This window comes from Limosilactobacillus avium (assembly GCF_947381485.1).
In the GTDB taxonomy this organism is placed as follows: Bacteria; Bacillota; Bacilli; order Lactobacillales; family Lactobacillaceae; genus Limosilactobacillus; species Limosilactobacillus avium.
This window is the reverse complement of sequence record NZ_CANCWN010000053.1, coordinates 1-6,835: the sequence shown is the minus strand read 5'-3', so window position 1 is coordinate 6,835 and position 6,835 is coordinate 1. Positions and strand designations below refer to the sequence as shown.

Genomic DNA, 6,835 nt, shown 5'->3' with positions numbered 1-6,835 from the left:
GATTACTAAGGGCCAAGCTATTAATGATTATAGTAGTGCCCAGATTATAGCGACCAATAACTGGATGAATCACTATCCACGAGCCATATTTAATGGACGTTCTGCAATGGATGTTTACTGTAAAGCATTCTATCAAGAGATGTCACGTTCTCATCAACCAATAATTAATTGGTCAGTGCTATTTATTTCAGCTTAGTGGCTAACTTATTCTTGAAATTTAGAGGATAACGAATTTTGCACGAAGGAGTGAATGATGTGAATCAGCACTTAATTGCCCTCGACCTCGACGGCACCACCCTCAATAACAAGTCGGCTTTGACCGCCGAAACCATCAAGACCCTGCGGGCGGCAGCTGCCGAAGGGCACATCGTCAGTATCATTACCGGCCGGCCCTACCGGATTGCCCGCCACATCTACGACCAAATTGGCATCAAGACCCCGATGGTCAACTTTAACGGGGCCCTCACCCACATCCCCCATGAGGCCTGGGACAAGGAATATGCCGTTGAACTGACCCGGGAGCTAGCCCTCGACCTGCTTGACCACCAGCAGGAGCTCAGCATCAAGACCATCACGGTGGAGGATAAGTTCCACGTCTGGGCAAACCACCCGACCAAGGACCTGCCCGAGTTTCTACCGGACCACCTGACCAAGGACCAGCTGCTGACCCACCACAACCTTAACGAGGACCCGATTGCCTTAACAATTGAGTACCAGCCTGGTGAGGAGCAGAAGATCATCAAGGCCGTCAACCAGAAGTACGGAGACTTTGTCGAGCCCCGGGTATGGGGTGGCTCCTACAATATCCTGGAGCTGATCCACCGCGGTACCCACAAGGAGTCAGGGATGTTCTACATTGCCAAGCAGTACAACATCAGCCGGCAAAACATCATTGCCTTCGGAGACGAACACAACGACCTCGAGATGCTTGATGCAGCGGGCCGGGGTGTCGCGATGAAGAACGCGGTTCCGGACATCCTGAACATCGCCGACGACGTTACCGCCGTGGATAACGACCACAACGGCCTGGCGAAGTACCTCCAGGACTACTTCAAGCTGGCAATTTAGGATTAAATAGTCTAGGGACCAGTGATGAGAAAATTTCACCGGTTCCTTTTTATTTTTTCTCTTTACGAACAGATGTTCTTATGATATATTTTAAACGAACAAATGTTTGGAGAGAGCAAAATGGACTATGCAAACGAACCGGCCGGGGTCTTCCTGGTGATTGACAACAAATCATTTTACGCAACCGTCGAGTGTGCAATGCGGGGGCTCGACCCCTTAACCACTCCTCTCGTCGTCATGTCGGAGGCGGCAAATACTGGTGGTGGACTCGTGATGGCCTCCTCACCGATGGCCAAGCAGCTCTTCCACATTTCAAACGTCAACCGGAAGCGCGACATCCCCAACGACGAGCGCCTAATTGTCGTCCCGCCCCGGATGAACCTGTACATCGAAAAGAATCTGGCAGTTAACCACATCTTTAACCAGTACTGCGCCGACGAGGACCTCCTCCCCTACTCCATTGACGAGTCGATCCTGGACATCACCCACTCCTGGCGTCTCTTCGGCAATAACATCCTCCAGGTAATCCGAAAGATCCAGCGCCAGGTCAAGGCCGAGCAGGGACTAGTGACGACGGTTGGTCTAGGCAATAACCCTCTCCAGGCTAAGATTGCCCTGGATATCTACGCCAAGCACAACCGGGAATTCATTGGCGTCATCACCAACCAGACGGTCCGGCAAAAGATCTGGACGATTCCCAACATCACGGACGTCTGGGGAATCAACGTCCGGACCCAGGCCAACCTCGCCCGCCTGGGGATTCACAACATGAATGAGCTGGCCCACTGCAACCCCTTCGAACTAAAGCGGGCCCTAGGCATCATGGGTACCCAACTGTACGCAACCGCCTGGGGGATCGACCGGACAAACCTCCAGGAGACGATCCTCCACAAGGACAAGTCACTCGGTAACTCCCAGGTCCTTCCCCGCGACTATGCCGAACAGGACGAGATCGAGGTGGTGATCAGAGAAATTGGCGCCCAGGTAGCCGCCCGGCTGCGGGCCCACCATAAGCAGTGCCGGGGCGTTTTCCTGGGCATTGGTTACTCCCTGGGGGTGGTGGACGAGGACGGCCGGACCGGTTTTGCCCACTCCCTAAAGCTCAGCGTCTCCACCGCCGAGACGGCAACAATCAACCACCAGCTGATCTTTATCTTTGAGAAATACTGGGACCACCGCTCTCCGGTGCGGACGGTGGCGGTCTCCTGCACCCGGCTGACGGACCGCTATGGCGAACAATTAAATATTTTTAATGTTCCCAAGCCCACGGCAATCAGCCTCGAGGAAACAATGGACGCGATCCGCAAGAAGTACGGGAAAACGGCCATCATGCGGGCCAATAGTCTGAAGAAAGGAGGCACCTTCATTGAACGTGCAGGACTTGTTGGCGGCCACAACGGTGGACAAAGCTTGGAATGAAAAGCAGGGACAATTGTTGGTTGACCGGATGGGCAAACTATTTAAGGCCCTTCCCAAAACTGAATACCGGGTCGGGGTCAATTACTTTGCGCCCGATAACGGCTACAGCCTCTTCTTCAACATAAAAAGAAAGGGTACCTACCAGCGGTCAATTCCACTGGCACGGTACCCGGGCCTCAGCTTTACAAATTTACTAGCAATTTTAATGGTGGTGCGGCGAACCTACCACTTCACCTTTGTCTACACGAACTTCACTAAGGAACAACGACGACAATTATCGCGAAAGGTTGGTTAACATGGTTCATATTTATAACGATAACGAGGCGGCCGCAGTCGCGGATAACTTCTTCAAGTACTACTACCACGACCGTGGCAAGATCAAGTGGAGCGGCTTCTTCTTATCCGAGCACACCGCCGCCCTCAAAAAGCACCGCCAATACATCGACGGCCAGGCGCCTAGTTTAAGATCTTAAAAGCGTAACCAATGATCAGGGCAATGAAGAAGATAGCGATAATCAAGCTAAAGCCACGGTGGCTGCGGACAAACTGGTCCTTAAATAAGAGCATGATTAGGCCACCGATAGCAATGATCAGGCCGAGGACAAAGGCGGCCATTTTGGCCTGACCCGTCATCGTAAATGAGAAAATGGCAATAATAATTCCAAAAACTACGAGGAGCAGCGAAACCTTTGCGCGCATAGTGTTTATCCTCCCTTATAAGTCGATAACGTCTAATAATAAGCGATTTTATTTCATTTTAGGAACTTTCGGCTAAAAATTTTGTTATAATAAAGGGCGAAGGCGATAATGCAATCACCTTCGCCAACATACTTCTACTAGGGGAACTATGACGTGAATGCCATGGCTCCCTTAGATATTCTACCATTAATTTTATTTTTTGCTTTAGCAAATTTCAAAAAATTCATGGTTATCTTTAATATTAGAAATAGACTAACAAAAAGTTAGCAAAAACTATTGACATAAAATTAAAAACGGATTAAAATACAAGCAATCATTACGAAAGGGGTACGAACTTAATGCTGAACTCTACTATGCCAATGCAAGCTTGTTGTTCATGTTGTTCTTCTTGCAACATGCTTTTTGACATAGTTAAATTCAGTATTCGTACTGCTAGTTAAAAGCCGCACTGGGTCCGTCCATGCCCAGTCACTCAAAAACTAAGCCTGCGATTCTGGATCGAATTGCAGGCTTTTTTTGTTTTTAACTAGCTGATGATCAAAAGGAGGTTGAATTGGAATGAATTGGACAGTGATTCAGCAAAGCCTTCCCGAGTTCGCCCAGGGGTTCAAGTTAACCCTGTGGCTATCATTTATCGGGATCATTGGGGCAATCATTGTCGGAATCATCAGCAGCTTAATCCAGTACTTCCGGGTTCCGGTTATTGGAAAGATTGTTGGTGCCTACGTCGAAATCGCCCGTAACACGCCTTTGCTTATTCAGCTATTTTTCTTATATTATGCTTTCCCGGTAATGGGAATTAAAATGGCGGCCCAGACCTGTGGGATTATCGGCCTGATATTTTTGGGTGGCGCCTACATGGCAGAAGGTTTTACCGGCGGCTTTAACGGGGTTAGTAAGAGCCAGCTCGACAGTGGCCGGGCGCTGGGGATGAGTAATTTCCAGCTTGCCCGCTACATCGTCTTCCCCCAGGGGTTTGCCCTGAGTATGCCGGCCCTGGCGGCCAACATCATTTTCCTAATCAAGGAAACGTCGATTTTCTCGGTGATTGCCATCCCGGAACTGACCAATACCGCATTGGATCTGATCGGTATGTACTACCAATCCAACGAATACCTCTTCGTCCTGGTAGTCGCCTACGCAATCATCTTGATTCCACTAATTGTCTTCTTAACCTGGCTCGAAAGGAGGGTTCGCTATGGCACATTCGGGGATTAACGTCTTATTTGAAGGCACCAACTTTGCCCGCTTGATGGGCGGTTTATGGACCGCCGTGTGGATTGCGGCTATCTCCCTTGTAATCGGCCTGGCCCTGGGAACCATCCTGGGGATGCTGCGGACCCTGCACAACCGGGTCATCCGCTTTATCCTCCTCATGTACCTGGAGTTCTTCCGGATTGTCCCGACCGTGGTCCTGCTGTTCTTGGCCTACTACATCCTGCCCCGCCAGTTCAATGTCAACTGGCCGGCAACCTGGATGGCCGTGCTGGCCTTCTCCCTATGGGTATCCGCCGAGTTCAGTGATATCGTCCGGGGGGCGCTGGAATCCATCCCCGTCCACCAGCGGGAATCCGGTTTGGCCCTCGGCTTGAACCAGTGGCAGCTCTTCCGCTACGTCTTATTGCCCCAAGCAATCCGCCTGGAACTGCCGGCGACGATCAACCTGGCAACCCGGGTTATCAAGACAACCTCCCTCCTGTTGATGATCAGCATCATGGACGTGATCAACGTTGGTCAGCAAATCATCGAGGCGAACAACCAGAACTACCCAACCGGGGTCTTCTGGGTCTACGGCTTGATCTTTATCCTCTACTTTATCATCGACTACCCCCTTTCCCGGTGGGCAAAGCACTTAACTGCCAAACAGAAATACTAATTTGAGAAGGTGAAACGATGGCAGAAGAAATATTAAAAGTTGAACACCTCGATAAATACTACGGGGACTGGCAAGCCCTCCACGACATTAACTTTTCAATCAATAAGGGTGAAGTGGTCACCCTGCTGGGGCCCTCAGGTTCTGGTAAAAGTACCCTGATCCGGACCCTTAATGGCCTAGAGCCCTACCGTAAGGGGACGATCTACTTTCAAGGAAAGAAGGTTGAGCCTGGTCCCAAGCAGTGGCAGGCCCTCCGCCAAAAAATTGGCATGGTCTTTCAGAGCTATGACCTCTTCCCGAACCTGACCGTGATGGATAACATCCTCCTGGCCCCGACCAAGGTTCAGGGCCGCGATAAGGAAGAAGTGCGTAAGGAAGCCCTGGCCCTGTTAGACCGGGTAGAATTGCGGGAACACGCTGATTCCTACCCCCGACAACTCTCGGGGGGCCAGAAGCAGCGAATTGCGATTGTCCGGGCCCTGGCCATGCACCCGGAGCTGATGCTCTTCGATGAAGTTACCGCCTCCCTCGACCCTGAGATGGTTCGCGGTGTCCTGAAGATCATCAAGGAGCTATCAGACCAGGACCACATGACCATGATTATTGTCACTCACGAAATGAACTTTGCCGCCAAGATTGCTGACAAGGTCCTCTTCCTTGAAAAGGGAAAGATTCTGGAAGAGACGCCGGGGAAGCAATTCTTTGACCATCCCCAGACGGAGCGGGCCGCCGAGTTCTTGAACAGTATGGATTTCTAATTGAGAAGGAGATTGATAGTTATGAAGTTTAATTGGAAGAAAATCATTACCGCCGGTGCTGTGCTCGCCGGCGCCGCTGCCCTCTTTGTGGGCGCTAATGCTGTTAAGCCAACCCACGTTCACGCTGCTGACAACGCCAGTACGGTGAGCGCCATCAAGAAGCGGGGCCAACTCCGGGTCGCTGTCTTTGGGGACCTGCCACCATACGGCTGGGTCAACAAGGATGGTAAGCGGGTCGGCTATGACGTTGAATTAGCCCGTCGGATGGCCAAGGACCTGGGCGTTAAGCCGAAGTTCGTCCAGGTTAACGCCAACAACCGAGTGGACACCCTGAACTCCAACAAGGCTGACATTGTCCTGGCTAACTTCACGGTAACGCCAGAACGGAAGCAGGCCGTTTCCTTTGCTAAGCCATACATGAAGGTTTCTGTCGGGGTCGTATCACCAAAGGACAAGAAGATCACCAAGATCAGCCAACTGAAGGGCAAGAAAGTCATCGTTACCAAGGGGACCACGGCCGAGAACTACTTCACCACGAAGCAACCGGGCGTCCAACTCCTGAAGTTCGACTCCAAGACGCAACAGTTTAACGCCCTCAAGAACAACCGGGGTGCGGCCTTAGCTGACGATAACTCCTACCTCTACGCTTGGGTTAAGAAGAACCCGAAGTACACTGTGGGAATTAAGAGCGTGGGCCCTCACCAATACATCGCCCCAGCGGTTAAGAAGGGCAACACTTCCCTCCTCAACTGGAGTAACAAGGAAATTACCAAGCTGAACAAAGAAGGCTTCTTCACCCAGGACTACAACCACCAACTGAAGCCATACTTCGGTAGTGAAGTTAAGCCATCCGACATTGTTCTGAAGCAGGGTAAGTAATTAATATTCAAAACTAAACTAATAAAAAACGGCTGGAAAATTTTCCAACCGTTTTTTATTAGTCGCGGTTTGTAAAATTAAGTTAGAAAAATAAAAAAGTCATTTGTGATAGACTTTTGAATAACCACAAACAAAA

At 50.6% G+C, this 6,835-nt stretch carries 9 protein-coding genes and 1 pseudogene; 9 read left to right on the top strand and 1 reads right to left on the bottom strand.

The features are described 5' to 3' along the window. The 5 genes and pseudogenes from QOS01_RS10035 to QOS01_RS10015 all read left to right on the top strand — a co-directional run. Nucleotides 1-196, top strand: a pseudogene (locus tag QOS01_RS10035) (IS30 family transposase); the annotation flags it as partial. A 59-nt stretch (nt 197-255) separates the two neighbouring features. Beyond that, the gene (locus QOS01_RS10030) at nt 256-1,068 is read left to right on the top strand and encodes a Cof-type HAD-IIB family hydrolase (RefSeq protein ID WP_283622227.1); all 813 of its coding nucleotides are present in this window, start codon (nt 256-258) and stop codon (nt 1,066-1,068) included. 120 nt (nt 1,069-1,188) lie between these two features. Continuing rightward, nucleotides 1,189-2,487 carry a Y-family DNA polymerase gene (locus tag QOS01_RS10025; protein WP_283622226.1) on the top strand — a complete coding sequence of 433 codons (1,299 nt, stop codon included), beginning with the start codon at nt 1,189-1,191 and terminating at the stop codon, nt 2,485-2,487. Further along, nucleotides 2,435-2,782 carry a hypothetical protein gene (locus tag QOS01_RS10020; protein WP_283622225.1) on the top strand — a complete coding sequence of 116 codons (348 nt, stop codon included), beginning with the start codon at nt 2,435-2,437 and terminating at the stop codon, nt 2,780-2,782. The genes QOS01_RS10025 and QOS01_RS10020 overlap by 53 nt, the downstream gene beginning before the upstream one ends. 1 nt (nt 2,783) lies before the next feature. Continuing rightward, a complete protein-coding gene (locus QOS01_RS10015; protein ID WP_283622224.1) occupies nt 2,784-2,960 on the top strand; it encodes a hypothetical protein in 177 nt (58 codons plus the stop codon). Here QOS01_RS10015 and QOS01_RS10010 read toward each other — a convergent pair. Continuing rightward, nucleotides 2,944-3,186, bottom strand: a complete 243-nt coding sequence (locus QOS01_RS10010) for a hypothetical protein (protein ID WP_283622223.1) — start codon at nt 3,184-3,186, stop codon at nt 2,944-2,946. The genes QOS01_RS10015 and QOS01_RS10010 overlap by 17 nt on opposite strands. A 558-nt stretch (nt 3,187-3,744) precedes the next feature. On the opposite strand from QOS01_RS10010, the gene QOS01_RS10005 reads away from it, so the two are divergent. The 4 genes from QOS01_RS10005 to QOS01_RS09990 are packed head-to-tail and all read left to right on the top strand — an operon-like array spanning nt 3,745 to nt 6,699. Next, on the top strand, nt 3,745-4,404 hold the full coding sequence (locus tag QOS01_RS10005; protein WP_086118183.1) for an amino acid ABC transporter permease: 660 nt from the start codon (nt 3,745-3,747) through the stop codon (nt 4,402-4,404). Then, complete coding sequence (locus QOS01_RS10000; protein ID WP_283622222.1) at nt 4,385-5,062, top strand: amino acid ABC transporter permease; 678 nt, start codon at nt 4,385-4,387, stop codon at nt 5,060-5,062. Before QOS01_RS10005 ends, QOS01_RS10000 begins: the two co-directional genes overlap by 20 nt. A 17-nt stretch (nt 5,063-5,079) precedes the next feature. After that, nucleotides 5,080-5,820, top strand: coding sequence for an amino acid ABC transporter ATP-binding protein (locus QOS01_RS09995; protein ID WP_086118181.1), 741 nt, complete (start codon nt 5,080-5,082; stop codon nt 5,818-5,820). Nucleotides 5,821-5,841: 21 nt separating this feature from the next. Beyond that, entirely contained in the window at nt 5,842-6,699 is an 858-nt protein-coding gene (locus QOS01_RS09990; protein WP_086118180.1) for a transporter substrate-binding domain-containing protein, read from the top strand. Nucleotides 6,700-6,835 lie beyond the last annotated feature (136 nt).

Excerpts from the sequence above, each read along its gene's own strand:
- QOS01_RS10025 (WP_283622226.1), top strand. The coding sequence starts at position 1,189 with ATGGACTATGCAAACGAACCGGCCGGGGTCTTCCTGGTGATTGACAAC.
- QOS01_RS10015 (WP_283622224.1), top strand. The coding sequence starts at position 2,784 with ATGGTTCATATTTATAACGATAACGAGGCGGCCGCAGTCGCGGATAAC.
- QOS01_RS10010 (WP_283622223.1), bottom strand. The coding sequence starts at position 3,186 with ATGCGCGCAAAGGTTTCGCTGCTCCTCGTAGTTTTTGGAATTATTATT.
- QOS01_RS10005 (WP_086118183.1), top strand. The coding sequence starts at position 3,745 with ATGAATTGGACAGTGATTCAGCAAAGCCTTCCCGAGTTCGCCCAGGGG.
- QOS01_RS10000 (WP_283622222.1), top strand. The coding sequence starts at position 4,385 with ATGGCACATTCGGGGATTAACGTCTTATTTGAAGGCACCAACTTTGCC.
- QOS01_RS09995 (WP_086118181.1), top strand. The coding sequence starts at position 5,080 with ATGGCAGAAGAAATATTAAAAGTTGAACACCTCGATAAATACTACGGG.
- QOS01_RS09990 (WP_086118180.1), top strand. The coding sequence starts at position 5,842 with ATGAAGTTTAATTGGAAGAAAATCATTACCGCCGGTGCTGTGCTCGCC.